The organism is Cognataquiflexum rubidum (assembly GCF_022538115.1).
In the GTDB taxonomy this organism is placed as follows: Bacteria; Bacteroidota; Bacteroidia; order Cytophagales; family Cyclobacteriaceae; genus Cognataquiflexum; species Cognataquiflexum rubidum.
Genome location: NZ_JAKZAL010000007.1, coordinates 137,886 through 162,410 on the forward strand (window position 1 = coordinate 137,886; position 24,525 = coordinate 162,410).

Here is a 24,525-nt window from a genome sequence, read left to right on the forward strand (position 1 = left end):
CTCAAATCTCACGTCTCACGTCTCAAATCTCAAATCTAAAAATAACCTATAAATACCATGTCAAAAACCTATTTTCCAAACATCGACAAAATCAAGTTTGAAGGAAAAGGCTCCAAAAATCCATTTGCTTTCAAATATTATGATGAAAATAAAATTGTAGGAGGAAAGACCCTCAAAGAACACTTCAAGTTTTCAATTGCCTATTGGCATACCTTCTGTGCCACCGGTGCTGATCCATTTGGACCGGGAACCATGGAAAGACCTTGGGATGCCAATGCAGATGCAGTCCAAAGAGCCAAAGACAAGATGGATGCGGCTTTTGAATTTATCACCAAAATCGGTGCTCCGTATTATTGCTTCCATGACATTGACCTCATTGACGAAGGAAATTCTCTTTCCGAATACGAAAACAGGATGCAGATCATCACGGATTATGCCAAGCAAAAGCAGGCAGAAACCGGGGTGAAGTTGCTTTGGGGAACAGCCAATGTATTCTCCAATCCACGCTATATGAACGGTGCTTCTACTAATCCCGACTTCAATGTCGTGACTTGGGCAGGAACTCAGGTGAAGAATGCCATCGATGCCACCATCAAATTAGGCGGAGAAAATTATGTGTTCTGGGGAGGAAGAGAAGGTTACATGTCCCTGTTGAATACCGACATGAAACGCGAAACCGAACACCTCGGAAGGTTTTTGACCATGGCTAGGGATTATGCAAGAAAGAACGGATTCAAAGGAACATTCTTTATTGAGCCAAAGCCGATGGAACCTACCAAACACCAATATGATTATGATTCGGCGACAGTAATCGGTTTCTTGAGACATTTTGGATTGGATAAGGATTTCAAATTGAATATCGAAGTCAACCATGCGACATTGGCGGGCCATACTTTCCAACATGAACTTCAGGTAGCAGCTGATGCAGGGATGTTGGGGTCCATCGATGCCAACAGAGGAGATGCGCAAAACGGATGGGATACCGACCAATTTGCCATCAACCTTCAGGAACTGACTGAGGCCATGTTGGTGATCCTTCAAGGCGGAGGATTAAAAGGTGGAGGAGTGAATTTTGATGCCAAGGTGAGAAGGAATTCCACAGACCTTGAAGATTTGTTCTTGGCACATATTGGCTCCATGGATGCTTTCGCAAGAGGCATGTTGATCGCCAATGACATCTTGGAAAACTCAGCTTACCTTGATCTGAGAAAGCAGCGCTACGCTTCTTTTGATGCCGGAAAAGGAAAAGAATTCGAAGAAGGAAAGCTGACTTTGGAGGATTTGAGAAGCCTGGCAGTTGCCAACGGCGAACCAAAACAAACAAGCGGCAAGCAGGAATTGTACGAAAATATCCTAAATGAATTCATTTAGGATTTAACCCATCATACATGAAAAAACCGTCTGGTGTGAACTAGACGGTTTTTTTGTTTGGAGCTAGGCTTATCCCGCTTCGGGGCTGTTTGTCGAAGGAGCCAAAATCAGGAGATTTCACTTAAGATTTCGGTAATTGAGATTCTCCAACTTATGAGACCCGTGACCGAAATACCGAAAAAACCGCTATTCTATCCATGGGCTGCGGTGCATGGAGATTTGAGAAAATATAAAACTAGGTTTAGCACCTTACCCATGGCTACAAATATTTCGCCCCGATGGGGCTTTTGCCAAGCTGTTTGGGGATTTGAATTCAGGTAAGGTTTAGGAAACTGGAATTTCCTACTTAAAAGTAAACCTACTATGGAACAATAGCGAGAAGGAAGATCCGCCGCGGCGGACCGGGCCGGCGGTGGCACTGCGCAGGGGAGGATTAAAATTTCTTGAACTTTTTGGTTACTTTTTGTTTCAAGACAAAAAGTGACACGAGAAAAGATCGTCGAGATTTGGTCAAATATTTGAAAAAGAGAAAGGCGACCTTCCAAATGGATTAACTTCATAACCTTTCCTGTTTTTGGTGTCAAGACAATTCCTGACTTTCCCTTTTTGCTCCCAAAAACTAACGACATCCATTTTCTATAACCCCGAGCTGCGGTGCAAGGAAATTGGTTTGGATATAAAAATCAGAGAAGAACCTTGCACGGGCTAATATTATTCAGCCCGCTTCGGGGCTGTTGGTCGAAGGCGCCAAAATCGGAATATTTCCCTCCCATTTGACTGTAGAAAAGTGCAATCATAAATTAAAAACACCGTCAAGAATCACTTGAAGGTGTTTTTTTGTCTCAATTCTCAAATCTCACGTCTCAGATCTCCATTACTTCCTCAAAGGCTCAATAGTCTGTATCGTTCCATCTTCATTGTGGACCAATTCGGTCATTTTGATATTGCGGAGGTGGGTTTTGTTGGTCAATTCGGTATCGTGGTAGAAAATGTACCACTTGCCTTCAAACTCCACTATGGAATGGTGGTTGGTCCATCCCTGAACAGGATTCAGAACTACTCCCTGGTAGGTAAATGGTCCATAGGGATTGTCCCCGATGGCATACGCAATATTGTGGGTATCTCCGGTAGAATAAGAAAAGTAATATTTCCCATTGTACTTGTGCATCCAGGCCGCTTCAAAAAACCTTCTCACACTGTCTCCTGCCAAGATTGGATTGCCCAATGAATCCAGGATATTTACATCCTTTGGGGCTTCAGCCATTTGCAACATATCTGAACTCAATTTTGCCATTTTCGGCATCAAGGAAGGTTCGTTTTTTGCAGGGATTCCATCAGTAGGGCCTTTACCAACAGGCTTGTATTTGTTGTCTCTATATTGTTGCAACTGTCCTCCCCAAATTCCTCCAAAGTAAAGGTAATAACTGCCATCTTCATCTTTGAACACAGTAGGATCCATGCTGTAGCTTCCTTTGATAGCTTCGGGTTCGGCTTTAAATGGTCCGGCAGGATTATCCGCTACCGCAACCCCAATTCTGAAAATATCATCCTTATCCTTTGCGGGGAAATAGAGGTAGTATTTACCGTCCTTTTCAGCCGCATCAGGTGCCCACATTTGTCTTTTGGCCCAAGGCACATCTGCCACATCCAATGCTTTGCCGTGGTCAGTAATTTGGCCACCGGGCTTGTCCATGGAAAAAACATGGTAGTCCATCATATTAAAATGGGCACCCATATCATCTTCCACCACTTCGGATTCGACATCATGTGAAGGATAAATGTATATTTTCCCATCAAATACATGGGCTGAGGGATCTGCTGTAAATATTTCCGTTACCAAGGGAGCATTGAGATATTTGGATGGTTCTGGCGCCACGACGACTTTTTCCTCAGTTTTGGGTGAACAAGATAATCCCAAAAAGGATATTACAGTTGCTGTCGTAAATGTTTTTACAAAGTGTTTTTTCATAGGTTATAGGTTTTTTGTTCCTTAAAAATAGGGATAACCCTTGATATTTCTTGATGATTTCCAATTATTTCAGGTATCTTGATTGGAAGATCCCAAACCTGAATGACCATGAAATTTCCTTATTCACTGTGTTTGATATTTTTTTCTTCCTGGTTTTTTTTCAGTTCCTGTGAGAGTGAAGCAATCCCAAAAAAACCAAATGTTCTACTCATCATCACGGATGACCAAGGTTGGGGAGATTTGTCATTCCATGGAAATGAGCTGATCGAAACCCCCAATATTGATTCCTTGGCTTCCCGATCCATAGTTTTTGACAGGTTTTATGTTTCTCCGGTCTGTGCACCCACCCGGGCCAGCCTACTCACGGGGCGCTATCATCTTGCGACAGGCACCACTTGGGTGACGCATAGGATGGAAGTCATGCGGGAGGACGAAATGACGATTGCGGAGATACTCAAGCCTGCGGGTTATCGGACAGGATTGTTTGGAAAATGGCATCAGGGAAAACAGTTTCCCCATGATCCGGTGGGGCAGGGCTTTGAGGAGTTTTTGGGATTTACAGAAGGTCACCTTAACAATTACTTTGACAGCAAACTCACGCATAATTTTGAGGAAGTTACTTTTGAAGGTTATTTGCCTGATTTCCTGACTGACAAAACGATGGATTTTATGAAAGGAGAAGCTCCTTTTTTTGCGATGCTTTCCTTCAATACTCCCCATAGTCCTTTTCAGGTTCCTGACAGTTATTTTGACAAATACAAAGCCAAAGGGCTTAACGACAAGGACGCCTCGGTTTACGGCATGGTCCAAAACATTGATGACAATGTAGGAAGGCTGACGTCTTTTCTCAAACAAAGCGGGAAACTTGACAATACCATAGTCATCTTTATGACAGACAATGGTCCCAATGGAGTCCGGTTCAACGGCGGCATGAAAGGGACCAAAGCCCATTTGGATGAAGGAGGGGTGAGGGTTCCTTTTTTTATGCGGATTCCCGGTCAAGATACTCAAGTGATCAAACCTTGGGCGGCACATATAGATGTCCTTCCGACTTTGATGGATATTTTGGGAATTGAGATTCCTAAAGAAATTGAAGTCCATGGCAAAAGCCTTTTGCCTTTGATCAAGGGTAATCCGCAATGGGAAGACAGGTACTTTTTCACCCACCATGTCAACCGGAATTTTGATACGATTCCCGGAGCGATCCGAAATCAGAAGTATCTTTTGACCCTGCAAAACAATAACAAAGAGCTCTATGACCTGGAAAACGATTATTCCCAAACCCAAAATATTATCGCTGAAAATCCCCAATTGGTGGAAATGATGGAGCGGGAATATTTGGCTTGGTTTCAAAATGTGACTAAAAATGGCTTAGAGCCTCCATTGATCCAAGTGGGACATGCCCATGTTCCCCGAATAGAACTTCCGGCACCTGATGGGAAAATGACAGGAGGGGTCAGTTTCAAGGGAAAAATGGGATGGGCCAATGATTGGTTTGTGGGATTCACCTCCGAATCTGATCGGGTATATTGGGACTTGGAAGCAGTACAGAGCTGCGAGTTTGAGTTGTATGCCCAATTGTCCAATATCTCACCGCTTACAATTATGATTGATTTGAATGGTGAGGAATGGAATGCCACGATCTCAGAAGCCAATGTTGCTGAGCAAATTCCTAGTCCAGACAGAGTTCCAAGAGGGGAGGTTTATGAGAAAAAATGGCCTTTGGTATATTTGGGAAAGGGAAGGTTTCAACAGGGAAAAGTGAAACTTACCCTACGAGCCAAAGGCAAGAAAAATGGAGAACTCGAAATAAAATCAGTTATACTTAAGGTACTGAATTCTAGCTTACCCCATTCAATAAAATGAGCTGCAAAACGTTAAATTTTTGAACAAGAGATAAAATCATGAAAAATCCCATCCTCCATTTTTGCGTTTTGATACCCCTGTTTTTTTTTAATGTTTCCTGCATTCAGGAAAATGGCGATGTCGATCAGACAGAAAAGGGACCCATTGTGGTCAAAGTGGCCTATCCCAATTTGACTTTTGAAAGGCCCGTTGATTTTCAAAATGCCGGGGACAATTCAAATAGGACTTTTATCGTGGAGCAAAGGGGCGTGATTTCCGTTTTCCCAAATGATCCTACAGTCACTACCAAACAGGTGTTTTTGAATATCGAATCCAAAGTGAAAGACCAAGGAAATGAGGAGGGACTTTTGGGTTTGGCATTTCATCCCAATTATGAGACCAATGGCTTTTTCTATGTCAATTACACCGCCGCCAATCCCAACCGAACTGTTATTTCCAGGTTTCAGGTTTCTGCTTCCAATATCAACCAAGCCAATCCGGCAAGTGAATTGGTATTGATGGAAATTGCCCAACCTTTTTCCAACCATAATGGAGGTCAGGTTGCTTTTGGTCCTGATGGCTTTCTGTATATCGCTGTAGGTGATGGAGGGTCTGGCGGCGATCCCCAAAATCATGGGCAGAATCCTAAAACATTGTTAGGAACAATCCTCAGAATAGATGTAGACAGCCCATCGGGATCTCTAAATTATTCCATCCCATTAGATAATCCATTTGTTATTAATAATGCTTCAGGTATCCGAGCAGAGATCTATGCGTATGGTTTAAGGAATCCTTGGCGCTTCAGTTTTGATACACAAAACGGAAGGTTATGGGTAGGTGATGTAGGCCAAAACCGGGCGGAGGAAATAGACATTGTCACCAACGGAGGTAATTATGGATGGCGGACAATGGAAGGGTTTGAGTGCTACAATCCCGCAAATAATTGTAACCAAACCGGATTGCAAATGCCTATCGTAGAATATGGCCGTTCCAATGGGGATGTTTCTGTGACAGGAGGATTTGTCTATCGCGGAACTACCTTGGACGAACTAAAGGGATTATATATTTATGGGGATTTTGTTTCCGGCAGGATCTGGACTTTGAACCACGCCAATATCAATAATCCTATCAATACCGAATTGATGAAAGCCTCTTTTCCAATAGCTTCCTTCGGAGTGGACCAACAAAACGAGTTGTACATCTGTGGATTTGATGGGAAAATATATAAGTTCGGATATGAATAAATCTCATTCCTGATCCTTATGAGTGTAGGTTTTTATTTTTTGATCTTGAGAAGTCGGTTTGATTGATTTTTGAATGTCATTGGTGGATTTAATGAATCAGCCTAAGATCCTTCAAAATTAAATTTTTATATTTCTTCCAAAACCCAAAAAAAATGATCCGACTGATAAAAACCTTGGCTTGTTCCATTATGATTTTGATTGTTTCCTCATGTGGGAAAAGCCAAAATAATGTAAGTGAGTCTGAATCATGGCAGACCCTATTTGATGGCAAAAGCCTAGAGGGATGGATTCCTAAAATCCATAAGTATGAGGTAGGGGACAATTTTGGAAATACCTTCAGGGTGGTGGATGGTGCTATTCAGGTCAACTATGATCAATATGAAGTTTTTGAAGAAAAGTATGGTCATTTATTCTACAAAGAGCCATTTTCTTCTTTTCACCTTAAATGGGAATACCGGTTTACGGACCAATGGATGTCAGATGCCCCTGATTTTACTTTCCGAAACAGCGGTGTCATGTTTCATTCCCAAGACCCAAATACCATTCTCAAAGAACAAGATTGGCCAGTTTCGGTAGAGTATCAGATGTTGGCAGACGCGGGAGACGGAAATCCACGACCTACAGGCAACATGTGCTCTCCGGGAACTCAAGTGTATTTTGAAGGAGTTTCTGATCCCAGGCACTGTATCAATTCTACATCTAAAACTTATCCTTGGGAAGAGTGGGTCAAAGCAGAACTTATTGTGTATGGAGACTCTTTGGTCATGCATCTCGTCAATGGGGATACAGTTCTCAGCTATACCAAGCCACATCAAAAACTTTCCGGTGGTGTTGTCAATAGGTTTCCCAAGGACTTATTCGAGGAGGATAGGCCACTGAAATCCGGCTATATAGGACTACAGGCAGAAGGTCAAGGAGTTGAGTTTAAGGAAATCAAAATCAAAAAACTGGATTAAATATGATTTGTCAGGTTTAGGAATTTTGTTTTAGAATTCCTCTATTCTAAATTCTGCAAATGGACAAAGTCCCTTTAGGGACATAATCTGGGTAAAAAATTAATCAATCGAATGGCTTTTGTGCCTTTAGGTACAACCTATATTCCGTACCTAAAGGCACGGGAATGAGCTAAAATCAAGCTCGTCCTACCCATATATTGTCCCTAAAGGGACAGGAAATTTGACCATATGATATCTATTTTTTCTTTCTTTCAATCAGTAGGATTATTGAATCGAAACTTAAATTGATAACTTCTATCAAAATTTGACAAATTAGGTTAACCCATTATCCAATAACCAAATACTTGTACTTACCGCAGACGAAGTAACCATAACCAATAACCAATAACCATTAACCCAACCTCCAATGTCTAAATCCTTCAACTTCCTAATAGCCATTCTTCTTATTGCTTGCCTGGGCTGTAAACCAGAAAATAAATCCGATTTTGAAGCCGACATCATCATCTATGGCGGCACCTCGGCAGGAATTACCGCTGCTGTTCAGGCTAAAAAGATGGGCAAATCATTGATTGTCGTTTCCCCTGATATCCATTTGGGAGGACTGTCCTCGGGAGGATTGGGATTTACAGATACCGGAGACAAATCTGTGATCGGAGGCTTGGCAAGGGAATTTTACCACAGGGTGTATATGCACTACCAAAACGACTCCGCGTGGAAATGGCAGAAAAGGGAAGAATATGGAAACAAGGGTCAAGGAACTCCCGCGATAGACGGCGGTGCACGGACGATGTGGATTTTTGAACCTCATGTAGCTGAAATGATCTTCGAGGATTTTGTTAGGGAAAACGAGATACAGGTTCTGCGGGATGAGTGGCTTGACAGGGAATCAGGAGTTCAAAAAGAAAAAGGTAAAATCATTTCCCTCAAAACCCTTTCAGGAAAAACCTTCAAAGGAAAGGTATTCATTGACGCGACTTACGAAGGGGATTTGTTGGCTTCAGCAGGTGTCAGTTATCATGTTGGCAGAGAATCCAATGCCACTTACAATGAAACTTGGAATGGTGTCCAAGTAGGAGTTTTTCAGCACAGGCATTATTTCCTACAACCGGTGAGTCCCTATATTATTCCCGGAGATTCCACTAGCGGGCTGCTTCCGGAAATATCTGATTTGCCTCCCGGCAAAAATGGGGAAGGCGATCAGAGACTTCAGGCTTATAACTTCAGGATGGCACTCAGTCAGCATCCCGACAACAGGGTTCCGTTTCCAAAACCCGAAAATTACGATCCAAACAGGTATGAACTCCTTGCACGGGTTTTTGCGACAGGTTGGAATGAGACTTTTGACAAGTTTGACGATATCCCCAATCTCAAAACAGACACCAACAACCACGGACCTTTCAGCACAGATTATATAGGTAAGAATTATGCCTATCCTGAGGCTAGCTATGAAGAGAGGAAAACCATGATCCGAGAGCACGAGGATTACCAAAAAGGGCTGATGTATTTTTTGGCCAATGATCCAAGAGTCCCGGATTCCGTCCAAGCCGAAATGTCCAAATGGGGATTGGCAAAAGATGAATTTACCGACAACGGCAATTGGCCGCATCAGATATATGTCCGCGAGGCACGACGCATGATCGGGGATTACGTGATGACAGAACATGAGGTTTTGGGCAAAAGGGAAGTGCCACAATCCATTGGAATGGGCTCTTATTCTTTGGATTCGCACAATGTGCAGCGGTTTGTGACAGAAGAGGGATATGTCCAAAATGAAGGAGACATCGGCGTACATCCAGAAAATCCCTACAGCATATCTTATGGAACCATTGTACCCAAAAAGCAGGAATGCGAAAACCTCTTGGTTCCTGTCTGTGTTTCAAGCTCCCACACAGCCTTTGGATCGATCAGAATGGAACCTGTATTTATGATCTTGGGCCAATCTGCAGCCACAGCGGCTGTCATGGCGATTGACGAAAATATTGCAGTGCAGGAGGTGGAATATAGTAAGTTGAACAAAAAACTGAAAGCTGACGGACAGGTTATGGTGTTAGCGGAAAGATTAAGGTAAACTTGAATTTTTTAATACGTATGTTTAACATTAACTTTAAGTATTCTTTTAGAATATGACCCAAAATGCAAGAACTTCAAAATAGTAAAGATTTTGAAAATCATGTCCCTCTAGCCAAGGATATTGATTCGAGTGCTGATGATGCTGCAATTTGGCAACTGTTTAAATCCGGGAATGAATCCGCATTTATCAAAATATATGAGATCAATTTTGACCGGTTGTTTTCCTATGGACTCCGGATTACAAAGGACAGGGAATTGGTAAAGGATGCCATTCAGGATCTTTTTATTGAGTTGAGAAAAGGGAGAAATAATCTTGGAAACACCGATAACATCAAGTTTTACCTTTTCAAATGCCTCAAAAGAAAGATTATCAAGGAGTCCGGGAAATGGTATTCCAACTTGGAAGACATCAATGACGGGTATTTTTTCTCATTCAATATTTCCCATGAACATCACTTGATCAACAGGCAGATCGACGAGGAACAGATTTTGAGTCTGGACGCTGCTGTCAAAAAACTCAGTCCCAGAAAAAAGGAAGTCATCTATTACTTTTTTTATGAAGGATTGAGTTACCAACAGATTCAGGAAATCATGGGTTTGGAAAATATCAAATCGGCAAGAAACCTGATTTACAAGGCACTTGATTTTTTGAGAGAGGTTTTGAAATAAGCCACGTTACTTTATTTCGCTTGGTTTTGATTTCTGAATCTGCCAAATCTGTAAGAATTCCCTTTTTATGTATAACCCCTTGCCCGATTGGTTTCTGTATTTTTATACAGATGATCTTTTCTCCTGACAAAGCGTGCAATCCAACGAAGAAGATTTTTATCTAAAAATTCTTTAAAAAAAGAGGTGTCATTTCAGCCTTTTATTCCTTCTGATTAAAAGTAGAGATTATCTATATGAATAAAATTGAGTTTTTCTTGACCAATCCTGAGTTTGTCAGATGGGTCAAGGAATCTGACAAGGAACTGGATGAGTATTGGGAAAGATGGATGGAGGCCAATCCTGAGGCGTTTCCGGATATTTTGGCAGCCAAAGAAATCGTCAGTTCCATACAATTTGAGGAATTGAAACCTGAGGCCGGAGACAAGGAAGATGTTTTAGCCAGAATATTAAAGGACAATGAGATTGCAAACAAGGAACAGAAGACGCTAAAAAGTAAAGGAAGCGGGCAAAATAAAGGCATTTGGGACAAGCTTGGGCAACTGCCACGGATTGCAGCCATTTTATTTATCTCCCTTTCGATTCCTCTGTACTATTTGATCTCAAGTTCAGATAAGTCAAATGAAGCCCAAGTGGAAGTCATTCAGACCCTGAATAAAAATATTGCCAAAGGAGAGAAGTTAAGTTTTACACTTCCGGACGGCACCAGGGTTTGGCTCAATTCGGGCTCAACGATTTCTTACCCTGAAAAATTCGATTTTGACCAAAGAGTAATTAAAATGGAAGGAGAAGGATTTTTTGAAATCGAAAAGGATAGCCTAAGGCCATTTAAGGTGGTTTCAGGTGGGTTTGTAACCACGGCTTTGGGAACTTCTTTTAATGTCAAAACCAATAAAACTTCCGGTCTAAAGGTATCATTGGTCACGGGTATAGTAAAAGTCGAAGGGGAAAATTCGATAGAAGAGTATTTATTAGAACCCGGCTTGGAGTTTATTGACGACCTAAAGTCAGGAAAAAAGACGGTCAGAAAATTCAATCCTGATAAAGTCCTCGCATGGAAAGAAGGGAGAATCATCTTCGAAAATGCAAGTTTGCCTGAGGTGGTCATGACTTTGGAAGATTGGTATGGGGTAGAAATCAACTTGGTGAATGCTGAAAATGTAAAGTGGAAATTTTCGGGAGAATACCAAAACCAGATATTGGACAACGTGCTCAACAGTATGTCATTCATCGAAAAATTCAATTATAAAATAAATGGTAAAAATATAGAACTGACATTTTAAAAATCTATGGTGAAAAAAAACAGCTCATAAAAAAAGCCGACAGATTGGGAAATCTATCGGCCCGAATTGGTTTTTTGATGAAAAACATTGGGGAATGGAACCATCAAATCACCAAGCTTAGTGAATAGTTCAATTCAATAAACCTTTCAATTATATGAAAAATAATCTACAGAAGATAATATATATGTTATCCAAATTCTTCCTATACGGGTTTATTGTCCAGTTGCTGGTTTTTAATTTTTGTTTTGCAACCAGTGCCAATGGACAATATAAGAGCATAGATGAAGTAAGCATAAACCTCCAAAAGCAATCCTACAGTCTCGGTCAGTTTTTTAAACAAATTGAAAGTCAGACTTCATTTAAGTTTTCTTTTGACAAAAGGGATGTTGATGCTGCTACACCGATCGTCCTTTCACAAAAAGAGGGTACAGTGGAGGAGTTCTTAAAGCAGGCTGCTGTACAGACTTCTCTTTCATTTCGTCAGATCAACAACAACATCGATGTCAGAAAGGAGAAAACTCCCCAGCCATTGGTGACCGCCGCGAGGGAGGAGCTGACTATTACCGGGACTGTCTATGACGATCTTGGATTGCCATTGCCGGGAGTTACCATTCTATTGGAAGGAAAAGGGACCGGTGCGGTCACAGATATCGACGGCAAATATACCATCATCGCAGAGGAAGGCGATGTCTTGATTTTCTCTTTTCTGGGATTTGTCAAACAAACAGTAGTAGTCGGTAATGCCAACATCATCAATATCAACCTTGTCCAAGACACCGATTCTTTGGATGAGTTTGTGATCATAGGTTATGGTGCCCTCCGGGAAAAAGACCTTACCTCAGCCATCACGACCATCAAATCTGACGTGATCGTCAAGACGCCGGCAGCCAATGCGATGCAATCCCTTCAGGGACGTGTGGCCGGTGTGCAGATTGTAAGCAACGGTGCTCCGGGGGCAAGTCCCACCGTAAGGGTGCGGGGTGTAGGTTCATTTGAAGGAAATGCCGCACCGCTTTATGTGGTGGACGGGATGTTTTTTGAGAATATCGATTTCCTCAATCCAAATGACATTGAAACCATCTCTATATTGAAAGATGCTTCTGCATCGGCCATTTATGGGGTAAGGGCTTCCAACGGGGTAGTGTTGATTGAAACAAAATCCGGCGGATACAACCAAAAAACCGAAATCGTCTACGATGGCTACTATGGGATGCAGGTTCCTCAGAACGTATTGAAAATGGCCAATACCCAGCAGTTTGTCCAATATGTGAATGAAACCGGAGCACCTGCAGACATTGCATTCGTCAACAATGCCATGCAACGTTATGGCAGGAGCAGGCTCGATCCGAGTCTTCCGGATGTCAATACTGATTGGTATTCAGAGATTATGAGTCCAGCTGCGATCCAAAACCACAACCTTTCATTCAATGGAGGAAGTGAAAAAACCAGGTATTCGATAGGAGCAAGTTATTTTGACCAAAAAGGCCTACTGAATGAAACCAGAAATGAGTTTAAGAGAATCAACTTCAGGACTAAAATTGATTCGGATGTCAATGAATGGCTTTCTGTGGGCACCAATTTCAACTTCAGTGTAGCACAGCAGTTCAATGGAGACGACGGGGCATGGTTCCGATCTTATTTTGCGGTTCCGATTATTCCGGTATATGACCCGCTCAATGCCAACGCCTCTCCATTCCAGCTTTCAAATGCCCAACAAATAGGATATAGAGGCAATCAAAACCCTTACTATAGCTTGTTGTATTCAGACAATAGAAACCAAGTCGGAAAGGTTTTGGGAAATATTTATGGAAACATAGAGATCATCCCAAGCAAATTATCCTTCAAGTCTGCTTACAACTACAGCCTTGAAGTAATCAATACACGAAATGTCGGCTTTGATTTCAATGACGGTGTAACTGCTTTTCAATCTTCTCTAAGAAGACAGAATTTCTCGAGATTTGACCAGATTTGGGATAACTTCTTTACCTACACCGATAATTTTGACAAACACAGTATTACGGCTGTTTTAGGGCAATCATTCCGAAGTGAATACAGCGAAGTCCTCTTTGCGCGGGGGACAGGCATCACGCCGATTCCTGATAGGAGCAGAGAGCATTTTTGGTACCTTGACAATGCCACCAACATCGATATCAATGATGTGGGGGATGGCGGCGATAATACCATCAACTCACGGTTGTTCTTCATGTCCTATTTTGCCAGGTTGGCTTACAACTTTGATGACCGGTACTTGGTGTATGGTACTTTTAGAAGAGATGGAAACAATAAATTCCAAAACAAATGGGGAAATTTTGCCACCATCGGTGCAGGTTGGGTAGTATCGTCTGAAGAATTTTTTGATGTCAAAGGTATTGACTTCCTGAAGCTGAGGGCTTCTTGGGGACAGCTTGGTAATGACGGCATCAGGCCTTCTGTAGGTGCGCCCACTCTAGGTGAGACCAATACTGCAATCAATGATGTCTTGACAATCGGTAGAAACCTAAACCCGACTTTTGATTTGATCAATCAATGGGAAACTACCGTCGAACAGAATTTTGGATTGAGTTCAAGGTTCTTGGAAAACAGACTTTCCCTAGAAATGGATTACTTTATCCGTGATACCAGAAACCTTGCCGTCAGTATCATTCCGCCTGTTTTCAGAGCTACTGAAAGAAGGTCGGTGGGTGAAATCAGAAATCAAGGTATAGAAGTAACCCTTAATTGGGAAACAAGAGTAAACCAAAACTTCTCCTATTTCATAGGCGGTAATTTTGCCACTTTGAAAAATGAGGTTAGGGGACTTGGTGGTGCGGAGGGTCTCGACGCCGGTTCTGCCGAATTCCGTCAGAGATCGATCATAGGCCAACCCTTCAATGCTTTCTATGGCTATCAGGTCAATGGTGTCTTCCAAAATCAGGAGCAGATCAACAGCAGCGGCTACACGCCTGAGTTCATCGCTTCCACCAACTTGGTGCCCGGTGACTTCAACTTCAAGGATCAAAATGGAGACGGTATCATCAATGACCAAGATAGAGTCGTATTGGGTTCCTTTTTGCCAAAACTGACTTATGGTTTCAATATGGGTTTCAGCTTTAAAAACTTTGATTTTGCGGCGTTGATCCAGGGACAGTCAGGATATGACATTCTGAACAGGAAAAGGGGAGAACTCATCTTTACCAATGACACCAACCTAGATGCTGAATTGATCGAAAACCTGTGGAGAGGCGAAGGAACTTCAAATAAGTACCCGTCTGCAGCAGGCTTGAGAAAAGGATGGAACCAGAATATGAGTGATTACTTCGTAGAAGACGGTTCTTATTTCAGGATCCAAAACGTCAGGTTGTCCTATTCCATTTTGGAAAAAGAGCTTTTTGGTTTCTTGATGCCCAATACCAGGATCACATTTACTGCCGAAAGACCGCTGACGATTTTCAATTACAACGGGTTTAATCCAGAGGTGGCAAACGGAATCGACCGTCAGGTTTATCCAATTCCGGCGATTTATACTTTGGGTCTGAATATCAAACTCTAACCGAAAACATCATGAGAACTTTAAAACATATAAAATATATCCTGTCCTTGCTAATGGTGTCCATGTTCACCTTTTCATGTACAGACCTGTTGGATGAACCCCTCGAAAACCAGATCATTGCTGAGAACACGGATTACACCCGTTCTGAAAATATGATCCTGATGCTCTATGGCTCCTATGCAGAATTGAATTCACTTCAGTGGGAGTCTTTACCGATCATTGCCGTAAGGGGTGACGATGTCAACGCTGCGGGAGACCAGTTTCCATTGACGGAGACAGATGCCTTCAGATATGACAGGAATTTTTGGATGTATAATTCTACTTGGCTCAACCTCTATACCGACTTGCTTTATTGGCATGGGGCGATGGAGGAAATCAAAAAGTTTGAGGAGGCCGGTGCCAGTGCCACTACTTCCCAGCAATACATCGCCGAGATCAAGGTAATGCGCGCTTTTGAATTGTTGCAATTGTCCAGACTTTGGGGCAATATCCTCATTCCTAGATCCTCTCAGCCAAGTGACCTTTTCAATGTAGAGCTTTCTACCTTTCAGGAAGTGATGCAGCATATTTCTGATCAAATGGATGAGGCTATCCCGCTTTTGCCGGCAGTGCATCCCAATCAGCGTTCCGATGTGCGTGGTGGTGTCACCAGATTTACAGCCCTTGCTGTCAAAGCCATGGCCAACTTGGAGTTGAAAGAATTCCAAAAAGCGGCAGATGCTACCGGGCAGATCATCAGCAGCGGTTTATTTGCACTCGAGCCTGATTACTACCAGCTTTTCAAAATTCCCGGAAAGCTAAACAGGGAAAATGTGCTTGAGCTTCAGTATTCGGATTTTGGAACTCCGACAGGAACTTCTACCAGATACTTATGGGATTTCTTTGGACCGGCAAGCTGGACACCGTCAAGGTCAGGTGCAGGTGGCGGATGGGGTTTTTGGGAACCTAGTCAGAAATACATCAAGTTTATGTTGGATAGAGGCGAGCGTGAAAGACTTGAGACAACTGTGCTATTTACTCCTGCAGGAATCGCGGCTTTGAAGACCGATCCGGAGTATGCGACTTTGCCAAGCTGGGTTTCCAATGTGACACCTGACGGTGATGTGTTCAACAGTCACCCAAGGTACCTTTTCCTTAGTGGTAAGTTCTATCTGCCTTCCACTCAGCTGACACCGGGTAGATTCACTTATGGAGAAAACAAAAACCTTCCTGTAATCAGGTATTCAGAGATTTTGTTGATGCACGCAGAGGCCTTGGTCAGCGGAGCAAGCAGTTCTGCGCTGTCAGCGGACGCGGCGGTCAACCAAGTAAGGGCAAGGGTTGGATTGAATCCAATCTCAGGAGCAAACTTGGATGTGGTTTTGGATGAGAAATATGCCGAATTCGGTACAGAATGGGGTATCAGATTTTATGATTTGGTAAGACATGGACGAACTACAGAATTGAATTATGAAGGCAGAAACTTTCAGTTGAATATCCACAGATACTTGCCTTATCCTCTTGAACAGCAGGATATTTTGCCTCAGATCAAAGGAGCATCAAATCAGGGATAAAATTTTGTCAACCAAAAATCTCAAAAAATGAAGAATATAAAATTATTATTTATAGGAATGTTTTTGGTCAGCATGGGCTGCACCGAAAGTTACATCGATGAAATCGTAAGGGTCGAACCGGGCCCGGACGTGTCGGCACCTGAGGTGAATATCAGTTTCCCTCTCGAAGGCACTTTGATTAGGGTTGTGGAGGATGTCACACCTATCAACATCAATTTTGAAGTAATTGACGACATCGAAATCGAATCGATACAGGTAAGTTTGGATGGGACACAAATTGCTTCTTTTGATGAGTTCTTGGATTTCAGGAGGTTTGTCAAAACCCACACCTATCCCAATCTTGCCAATGGTACTCATGTCTTGACCATTACCGGGAAAGATACTTCCGGGAAATCAACCACCAAAACAGTCAATTTTGAGAAAGTAGAACCTTATACCCCGGTGTATGAGGGGGAGGTTTTTTACTTGCCTTTCGACGGGGATTATACAGAATTGGTGACAATCACCAATCCAACCGTAAACGGTATTCCGGGTTTTGCAGGTGGTGTAAAAGGCTTGGCCTATTTGGGAGCTAACAATGCCAATATTGCCTTTCCTACGACCAATTTGACCAACCCTGAATTCAGTGCGGTGTTTTGGTACAAAGTAAACGGAGCTCCTGACCGTGCAGGTATCATGGTCATGGGTCCGCCGGACACCAACAATCCCAATAATATGAACAACAGGTCTGGAGGCTTCAGGTTGTTCCGGGAAAATGCCGGAGGCAAGCAGAGGGTAAAACTGAATGTAGGCAACGGTTCAGGAGACAATTGGTTTGATGGAGGTCCTGCGGCCGATATCGATCCTGCAGCCGGGACATGGGCACATGTTGCATTTACCATTTCAGGCACTCAATGTGCGGTATATATCAATGGTCAGGTAGCGAGTCAGGGAAATTTTTCAGGTGTGAGTTGGGCAGGATGTAACATCCTTACCATTGCATCCGGAGCCCCGAGATTCACTGAATGGGGCCACCTGTCTGACGGCAGTTTGTTTGATGAGCTGCGCATATTCAACAAAGCGCTCACCCAATCTCAAATCCAAACGATTATCAATGCCGAAAAGCCATAGGCAGAATACCTTTCCTGTTCAAATAAATGAGGATTCCGGATTTTTGGGATCCTCATTTTTATATCCATTTCTATGAAAAAGCTCCTTCTTTTTGTTTCGGCATTATTTTTTATCAGTTGCAATGAAAATGAAACCGAGGTAACGGCATTAAATCTCGAAAAAGTAGAAATCGGTGATATCCCGATCAACCTGACAGGGGAGGTTTCAGAGAATTTGCCGGTGGACCGTCCCATCACTTTGGGTTTTTCAGGACCATTAGACCCTTCTTCTACCGCCAATTCGATTTCGCTTTATGAAAAAGACCAAGCGGTAGACATTACTACCAGCTTGAATTCGGGTAATAAAAACCTGGTGATTTTCCCTGTGGGGCTTTTGAAAACCAACACAGAATATACCGTTTCCATTACTGATGGACTCAAAGGAGCCAATCAAAGCATATTTTCAGGAAAGAACATCAAGTTCAAAACAACTGCAGGAGATTTAAAAATCATTTCGCTGACTTTTGAGAATTCTGAACAAACCAAAACAGGCAGGACAGTCAATGTTCCCCTGGATTTTTCTTTGACTATAGATTTTTCCGGCCCGGTCAGCCGACAATCTCTAATTTCAGCCACCAAAATTGCCGGGGTATCAGTACCCACTCTCCAATTCGCTTTTTCCGATAATGACCAAAAAGTCAAAGTTGTAGCATCATCACCATTAATAGATCTTACTAAATATTCGATTGAGATTTCCAATGCCTTGAAAGGGGTGGAAGGTCAAAGTTTTGCGGGAGTAAAAAAAGAATTCTTCACCACCTTTCGCTCAGACAATGCTTTTCCGGCGATTTCCGAGGAGGAACTGCTCACCAAAGTTCAGGAACAGACCTTCAGGTACTTTTGGGATTTTGGACATCCCAACAGCGGCATGGCAAGGGAAAGGAACACCTCAGGAAATCTTGTGACTTCCGGAGGAACAGGATTTGGTTTGATGGCCATTTTGGTAGGGATTGAAAGAGGATTCATCACCCGCCAACAGGGAATTGAAAGGTTTGTCAAAATCATAGATTTCCTCGGACAGGCAGACCGCTTTCATGGAGCGTGGGCGCATTGGATGGATGGGAATACCGGAAAAGTAATCCCTTTCAGTGCCAAAGACAACGGAGGGGATTTGGTGGAGACCGGATTGTTGGTACAGGGATTATTGACTGTCAAGGCCTATTTGAATCCAGGTAATCCTTCGGAAAATTCCTTGGCCGAAAAAATAGATGTCCTTTGGCGGGGTGTAGAGTGGGATTGGTATACCCGCGGCGGTCAGGATATTTTGTATTGGCATTGGTCACCGGAATTTGGTTGGGACATGAACCTACCCATCCGTGGATACAATGAATCACTCATTGTCTATGTTTTGGGAGCAGCTTCACCGACGCATCCCATTGATTTGGCAGTGTATGAAAAAGGCTGGGCAAACAACGGGGCCATGAGAAATGGAAAAATGTTTTATCAGATTCCTTTGCCATTGGGATATGATTTTGGTGGGCCTCTCTTTTTTGCCCATTATTCGTTTCTTGGATTGGATCCCAGAAACCTTTCTGACCAATATGCCAATTATTGGATCCAGAATGTAAACCATTCCCGAATCAACCAAGCCCATACCATCAGCAATCCGCTTGGTTTTGCAGGATACTCGGAGTCAAGTTGGGGATTGACGGCAAGTGATAACCATCTCGGATATAATGCCCATTCTCCGACCAATGACTTGGGGGTGATTTCGCCCACGGCAGCTTTGTCCTCTTTTCCTTACACCCCGGTCGAATCCATGAAGGCGCTTCAATTTTTCTATTTCAAAATGGGAGAAAAGCTTTGGGGACAATACGGATTTTATGATGCATTCAACATCACCGAACAGTGGTACGCCGATTCGTATTTGGCCATAGACCAAGGTCCGATTATCATCATGATAGAAAACCACCGATCTGGTTTATTATGGGATTTGTTTATGAAGGATCAGGAAGTTCGTGCTGGATTGGATAAGCTTGGGTTTACTTATTAATGGATCTTCAGCATTTCAAAAATTTGATAAAGGAAATGCCTCGATAAATCCCGATATTAGATTGGTATTCTATGTAGTAAGATATTGTTTAGCACACCTTAAAATAACCATCAAGATGAAAAGATTTCTTAAGCTTTTGATTTATCCGGCGGCATTCACTTTGGTACTGGCTTGTAATCCATCGAAAGACGACATGTCTTTGGAGGAAATGTATACCCATAAATCCGATTCCATCATTTCCATCATGACTTTGGAGGAAAAAATCGGACAGCTGAATCTTCCTGCCTCAGGTGATTTTACCACAGGTTTGGCTTCGAGCTCTAATATCGCAGAAAAGATCAAAGCAGGAAGTGTAGGTGGATTGTTCAATATCAAAACAGCAGAAAAAATAAGGGCTGTTCAGAAAATTGCGGTCGAAGAAAGCCGTCTGAAAATCCCATTAATATTTGGGATGGATGTCATCCACGGATACGAAACCCTTTTCCCGATTCCAATCGGAATGTCAAGTATTTGGGATATGGAATTGGTAGAGAAATCGGCACGTATCGCTGCCATCGAAGCTAGTGCAGATGGGATCAACTGGACTTTTTCGCCTATGACGGATATTTCCCGTGACCCAAGATGGGGAAGGGTGTCTGAGGGTAGTGGTGAGGATCCATACCTTGGCGCACAGATTGCCAAAGCCATGGTCAAAGGCTATCAGGGAGATGACCTCAGCCTGAACAATACGATTATGGCCTGTGTCAAGCACTTTGCCTTGTACGGTGCACCGGAAGCAGGAAGGGATTACAATACCGTGGATATGAGCCGCATCAGGATGTATAATGAATATTTTTTGCCTTATAAGGCTGCAGTGGATGCCGGAGTTGGATCGGTGATGACCTCTTTCAATGAAATCGAAGGCGTACCTGCCTCAGCCAATAAATGGCTTATGACGGATGTCTTGAGAGACCAATGGGGTTTCAATGGTTTTGTGGTGACTGACTACACTTCTATCAATGAAATGGTTGAACATGGAATAGGTGACCTGCAAAAAGTATCAGAACTTTCACTCAAGGCAGGTGTAGACATGGACATGGTGGGAGAAGGTTTTTTGACCACGCTAAAACAGTCTTTGGATGAGGGGAAAATCACAGAGAAACAGATTGAGGATGCCTGCCGGAGGATACTGATTGCCAAATACAAGCTTGGCTTATTCGATGATCCATATAGATACGCTGATCTTGAGCGGGCAAAGAAGGAAATTTTTAATACGGAACACCGTCAAGTTGCAAGAGAAATTGCCGCCCAATCTTTTGTTTTGCTCAAAAACCAAGACAATATTTTACCTATCCAAAAGAAAGGAACCATCGCCCTCATCGGACCGCTTGCCGACAACAAGGAGAATATGGCCGGAACCTGGAGTGTGGCAGGAAGATTTGACCAAGCTGTTTCTTTGTCTGAAGGATTGAGGAAAGCTGTCGGAGACAAAGCCAATGTCATTTATGCCAAAGGTGCCAATGTGGTGGCCGATTCTTTATTGGAATCCAGGGTCAGCATTTTTGGAAAACCAACTTACCGGGACAACCGCCCTGCCGAGGTGCTCATACAGGAAGCTTTGGCTGCTGCAAAAAATGCAGATGTCATCGTGGCGGCTTTGGGTGAATCAGCTGAGATGTCGGGCGAATCATCCAGCAGGACGGATATCCAACTTCCCGAAAATCAAAGGGATTTATTGAAGGCATTGCTCAAAACGGGCAAGCCAGTAGTCATGGTCTTGTTTACGGGAAGGCCTTTGGCTTTGACTTGGGAAGAAGAAAATGTGCCTGCGATCCTGAATGTATGGTTTGCGGGAAGTGAGGCGGGGGATGCTATCGCTGATGTGTTGTTTGGAGATGTCAATCCATCCGGTAAACTCAGTGCAACTTTTCCCCAAAATGTCGGTCAGATTCCAATTTATTACAACCATAAGAATACCGGCCGACCACTTGCTGAAGGTCAGTGGTTCTCAAAATTCCGGTCCAATTACCTTGATGTTTCCAATGAACCGCTTTATCCTTTTGGATTTGGGCTGAGCTACACCGATTTCAATTATGGTGAAATCAAATTAAGCGGAACTGCTCTCCAAGGTGACCAAACATTGACTTTAAGTGTGGAACTCACCAATTCCGGTAAGTATGATGGTAAGGAAGTAGTCCAATTGTACATCAGGGATATCGTGGGTTCAGTGACCAGACCTGTCAAGGAATTGAAAGGTTTTCAAAAAGTGCTGTTGAAATCCGGTGAAACCAAAACCATAACTTTCGAAATAACACCTGAAGACCTCAAGTTCTATAATTCTGACCTGAACTTTGTCTGGGAACCGGGTGAATTTGAAATCATGGTTGGAGGAAATTCACGGGATGTGAAGAAGGCTAAGGTGGATTGGAAGGAGTAGGTGGCAGTATTTAGTTTTCAGTGATCAGTTTGCAGTATTCAGTCGCAGTTTCAGTACACAGGTACAATTATGAAATCCACAATAATAGTATTGATATTATTTAGTATTGTTTCTTGTAAATCTGTTCAAGAGCCAATTTGTAAATCAAGTTTAGAATCAAAATACTTTTTTGACAATATAGCACTGAAACCAATTGAAATTCTACCTCATAAAAATGTACTAAGAGTGTGGATAGATAATAGTAGTTCTCTAACAGATGTATTAACAATTATATGGGACGATTCTGGTAACTATGCTGAGTTTGTTCGAATGGGGCTAGTATTTAGGAAAAGGATAATTGGAAAGGAGATGGTTGGAAAATATGAACAGATTGAAACTTGTCCATCACAAGGATGGGAAAACTTTTTCAACTCTCTTGACCTACTGAATCTTTCTAAGATGAAAAATCGAATCTTTAATGAAGAAGTCGATCCATCTCCCATGGCACACCCCCAAACTAATTACTTCATTGAAATAAAGATGAATGGGGTGCAGAAAAAATTCGAATTTTACACTTTTTACCCCCTTCAGAGTTTTGCTGATGATATGATGGATTATAACAACTTTGAAAAATTTATTTTAACTTCATTTCCACCATTATTTGAAAAACTTAAGGATGACCAACAGTTTTATAAATACAGGTTAGATCATGAATATTAAAAATGCTGCCAACATTTCCCTACCTTATGGGAGGCAGGTGTCTTCCGTCTTCCGTCCTGTCTGAATCAGGAAATAGGGTTATTGGCATCGAAGAAGGCAACAATAAATTCTAAGAAACCAAACCCAAAAAACCATGAAAGTCCGTCTTTTTTTATTAATCCTATTTTTCCTTTTTTCAATATCATCATTTTCCCAATCTTCCGATAAACCCAATATCCTTTGGATTTCGGTGGAGGATATCAGTCCGCTGTTGGATGTGTATGGTGACAACAGCATCAAGACACCCAATATAAGCCGATTGGCCAAGGAAGGGATTGTTTTTACCAATGCCTTTGCCACGGCGGGAGTCTGCGCGCCAAGCCGTAGCAGCATTATCACGGGAATGTATCCGGTCAGCATCGGTACACACAACATGCGGACTGGGCCACATTATGCTTACCGGGAACCTGAAGCGGAAGTTTACAAAACCTACTACAGCCAAAAAGACATCAATGGAAAGAACGTCCCTGAATACGCTGCTGTTCTCCCGCCATTTGTCAAAGTTTTTACAGAATACCTGCGAGCCGCAGGCTATTTTACCACCAATGCCGCCAAGACCGATTACCAATTCAACTCTCCGATGACTGCTTGGGATGAAATCGGAAGGGAGGCACATTACAAAAACCGGGCTCCCGGTCAGCCATTCTTCGCAGTTTTTAATCATGAAATCACCCACGAGTCGCGGGTTTTTGGAAAGAAAGCCGATCCCATGCTTTCCAATATCCAACAGGTAAAAATCCCTGCCTATTTCCCTGATTTGCCTGTAGTGAGACAGGACGTCGGGCGTGTTTATTCCAATATCATGGAACTTGATCAGCAGGTCGGGACATTGCTGAAGGAACTCGAGGATGCAGGATTATTGGAAAAGACCATCATCTTTTTTTGGTCGGATCATGGCGGTCCTTTGCTAAGGCAAAAGCGCGCAGTAGGGAATTCGGGACTGCGTGTCCCGTTGATTGTCCGCATGCCAAATGGGCAAATGGGCGGAACAAAAGTAGAAGACATCGTTTCACTGATGGACTTGGGACCCACGGTGATGTCATTGGCAGGAATTGAACCGCCGGAGTACATGCATGGGAAGGCTTTTTTGGGAAAATACAAAAGCAAAAACCCACACGAATATGCCTTCGGTTCAGCGGACCGATTTGATGAAGCGGTGGACATGAGCCGCTCGGTGATTGATGGCAGGTTTGTATATATCAGAAACTTCAGACCTGAATTGCCACTGATTTACCGGAATGCCTACCGAGAGCAGATTGACATGACCAAAGCTTTGATTGAAATGGATCAAGAAGGGACGTTGACAGGAGGTGCGGCTTATATTTTCATGAAGACCAAGCCACAGGAAGAATTGTATGATTTGGCCAAAGATCCCTACGAAATCCACAACCTTGCCCAATTGCCTGAATACAAGGAAAAGTTGATGGAAATGAGGACTGCCTTGAGCAAGTGGCAATTGGAGGTAAAGGATTTGGGATTTGTTCCCGAATCCGACTTGATCAATATGATGTGGCCGGGCATGGTGCAACCTGAGACAGCAAAGGTTGAATTTGAAAAGTCAGGAGGAAAAATTACCTTGACATCTACCACCGAAGGAGCAAGTATCGCCTATCAGATAGATAATGAAATAGGAGGGAAGCGGTGGAGGTTGTACCACGAGCCTATTCCTGAAGCCAAAAACATTGCCGCAAGGGCAGTTAGAATCGGATACAAAACCTCTGAAATCAGCCATTTTAAATAAGCC

Annotated in this window: 15 protein-coding genes; 14 read left to right on the top strand and 1 reads right to left on the bottom strand. The window is 42.8% G+C overall.

Annotation, left to right across the window (positions count from 1 at the left end):
- Positions 1-57 precede the first annotated feature (57 nt).
- Positions 58-1,371, top strand: coding sequence for a xylose isomerase (xylA, locus tag MMU05_RS09840; protein WP_241141505.1), 1,314 nt, complete (start codon positions 58-60; stop codon positions 1,369-1,371).
- Positions 1,372-2,245: 874 nt separating this feature from the next.
- Here the strand turns inward: xylA and MMU05_RS09845 are convergent.
- Positions 2,246-3,340 (bottom strand): glycoside hydrolase family 43 protein, encoded by a 1,095-nt coding sequence (locus MMU05_RS09845; protein WP_241141506.1) that lies wholly within the window; start codon positions 3,338-3,340, stop codon positions 2,246-2,248.
- 108 nt (positions 3,341-3,448) lie between these two features.
- Between MMU05_RS09845 and MMU05_RS09850 the strand changes: the two genes are divergently transcribed.
- The 13 genes from MMU05_RS09850 (at position 3,449) to MMU05_RS09910 (ending at position 24,522) form a co-directional block, all read left to right on the top strand.
- Positions 3,449-5,206 (top strand): arylsulfatase, encoded by a 1,758-nt coding sequence (locus tag MMU05_RS09850; RefSeq protein WP_241141507.1) that lies wholly within the window; start codon positions 3,449-3,451, stop codon positions 5,204-5,206.
- 38 nt (positions 5,207-5,244) lie between these two features.
- Positions 5,245-6,429 carry a PQQ-dependent sugar dehydrogenase gene (locus tag MMU05_RS09855; RefSeq protein WP_241141508.1) on the top strand — a complete coding sequence of 395 codons (1,185 nt, stop codon included), beginning with the start codon at positions 5,245-5,247 and terminating at the stop codon, positions 6,427-6,429.
- Between the two features lie 152 nt (positions 6,430-6,581).
- Positions 6,582-7,385 carry a 3-keto-disaccharide hydrolase gene (locus MMU05_RS09860; protein ID WP_241141509.1) on the top strand — a complete coding sequence of 268 codons (804 nt, stop codon included), beginning with the start codon at positions 6,582-6,584 and terminating at the stop codon, positions 7,383-7,385.
- Positions 7,386-7,791: 406 nt separating this feature from the next.
- On the top strand, positions 7,792-9,453 hold the full coding sequence (locus MMU05_RS09865; RefSeq protein ID WP_241141510.1) for an FAD-dependent oxidoreductase: 1,662 nt from the start codon (positions 7,792-7,794) through the stop codon (positions 9,451-9,453).
- Between the two features lie 65 nt (positions 9,454-9,518).
- Positions 9,519-10,124, top strand: coding sequence for an RNA polymerase sigma factor (locus MMU05_RS09870; RefSeq protein WP_241141511.1), 606 nt, complete (start codon positions 9,519-9,521; stop codon positions 10,122-10,124).
- A gap of 233 nt (positions 10,125-10,357) precedes the next feature.
- A complete protein-coding gene (locus tag MMU05_RS09875; protein WP_241141512.1) occupies positions 10,358-11,404 on the top strand; it encodes a FecR family protein in 1,047 nt (348 codons plus the stop codon).
- A gap of 154 nt (positions 11,405-11,558) precedes the next feature.
- A complete protein-coding gene (locus tag MMU05_RS09880) occupies positions 11,559-14,933 on the top strand; it encodes a SusC/RagA family TonB-linked outer membrane protein (protein ID WP_241141513.1) in 3,375 nt (1,124 codons plus the stop codon).
- Positions 14,934-14,944: 11 nt separating this feature from the next.
- Complete coding sequence (locus tag MMU05_RS09885; protein WP_241141514.1) at positions 14,945-16,486, top strand: RagB/SusD family nutrient uptake outer membrane protein; 1,542 nt, start codon at positions 14,945-14,947, stop codon at positions 16,484-16,486.
- Between the two features lie 27 nt (positions 16,487-16,513).
- Positions 16,514-17,596, top strand: a complete 1,083-nt coding sequence (locus MMU05_RS09890) for a LamG-like jellyroll fold domain-containing protein (protein ID WP_241141515.1) — start codon at positions 16,514-16,516, stop codon at positions 17,594-17,596.
- A gap of 72 nt (positions 17,597-17,668) precedes the next feature.
- The gene (locus MMU05_RS09895) at positions 17,669-19,627 is read left to right on the top strand and encodes a glucoamylase family protein (protein WP_241141516.1); all 1,959 of its coding nucleotides are present in this window, start codon (positions 17,669-17,671) and stop codon (positions 19,625-19,627) included.
- A gap of 115 nt (positions 19,628-19,742) precedes the next feature.
- Positions 19,743-22,043 carry a beta-glucosidase BglX gene (bglX, locus tag MMU05_RS09900; protein WP_262917657.1) on the top strand — a complete coding sequence of 767 codons (2,301 nt, stop codon included), beginning with the start codon at positions 19,743-19,745 and terminating at the stop codon, positions 22,041-22,043.
- A 69-nt stretch (positions 22,044-22,112) separates the two neighbouring features.
- Positions 22,113-22,742, top strand: a complete 630-nt coding sequence (locus MMU05_RS09905) for a hypothetical protein (RefSeq protein ID WP_241141517.1) — start codon at positions 22,113-22,115, stop codon at positions 22,740-22,742.
- Positions 22,743-22,875: 133 nt separating this feature from the next.
- Positions 22,876-24,522: a sulfatase family protein gene (locus MMU05_RS09910; RefSeq protein ID WP_241141518.1), complete on the top strand. Its 1,647-nt coding sequence runs from the start codon at positions 22,876-22,878 to the stop codon at positions 24,520-24,522.
- Positions 24,523-24,525: the final 3 nt, after the last annotated feature.

Excerpts from the sequence above, each read along its gene's own strand:
- xylA (WP_241141505.1), top strand. The coding sequence starts at position 58 with ATGTCAAAAACCTATTTTCCAAACATCGACAAAATCAAGTTTGAAGGA.
- MMU05_RS09845 (WP_241141506.1), bottom strand. The coding sequence starts at position 3,340 with ATGAAAAAACACTTTGTAAAAACATTTACGACAGCAACTGTAATATCC.
- MMU05_RS09850 (WP_241141507.1), top strand. The coding sequence starts at position 3,449 with ATGAAATTTCCTTATTCACTGTGTTTGATATTTTTTTCTTCCTGGTTT.
- MMU05_RS09855 (WP_241141508.1), top strand. The coding sequence starts at position 5,245 with ATGAAAAATCCCATCCTCCATTTTTGCGTTTTGATACCCCTGTTTTTT.
- MMU05_RS09860 (WP_241141509.1), top strand. The coding sequence starts at position 6,582 with ATGATCCGACTGATAAAAACCTTGGCTTGTTCCATTATGATTTTGATT.
- MMU05_RS09865 (WP_241141510.1), top strand. The coding sequence starts at position 7,792 with ATGTCTAAATCCTTCAACTTCCTAATAGCCATTCTTCTTATTGCTTGC.
- MMU05_RS09870 (WP_241141511.1), top strand. The coding sequence starts at position 9,519 with ATGCAAGAACTTCAAAATAGTAAAGATTTTGAAAATCATGTCCCTCTA.
- MMU05_RS09875 (WP_241141512.1), top strand. The coding sequence starts at position 10,358 with ATGAATAAAATTGAGTTTTTCTTGACCAATCCTGAGTTTGTCAGATGG.
- MMU05_RS09880 (WP_241141513.1), top strand. The coding sequence starts at position 11,559 with ATGAAAAATAATCTACAGAAGATAATATATATGTTATCCAAATTCTTC.
- MMU05_RS09885 (WP_241141514.1), top strand. The coding sequence starts at position 14,945 with ATGAGAACTTTAAAACATATAAAATATATCCTGTCCTTGCTAATGGTG.
- MMU05_RS09890 (WP_241141515.1), top strand. The coding sequence starts at position 16,514 with ATGAAGAATATAAAATTATTATTTATAGGAATGTTTTTGGTCAGCATG.
- MMU05_RS09895 (WP_241141516.1), top strand. The coding sequence starts at position 17,669 with ATGAAAAAGCTCCTTCTTTTTGTTTCGGCATTATTTTTTATCAGTTGC.
- bglX (WP_262917657.1), top strand. The coding sequence starts at position 19,743 with ATGAAAAGATTTCTTAAGCTTTTGATTTATCCGGCGGCATTCACTTTG.
- MMU05_RS09905 (WP_241141517.1), top strand. The coding sequence starts at position 22,113 with ATGAAATCCACAATAATAGTATTGATATTATTTAGTATTGTTTCTTGT.
- MMU05_RS09910 (WP_241141518.1), top strand. The coding sequence starts at position 22,876 with ATGAAAGTCCGTCTTTTTTTATTAATCCTATTTTTCCTTTTTTCAATA.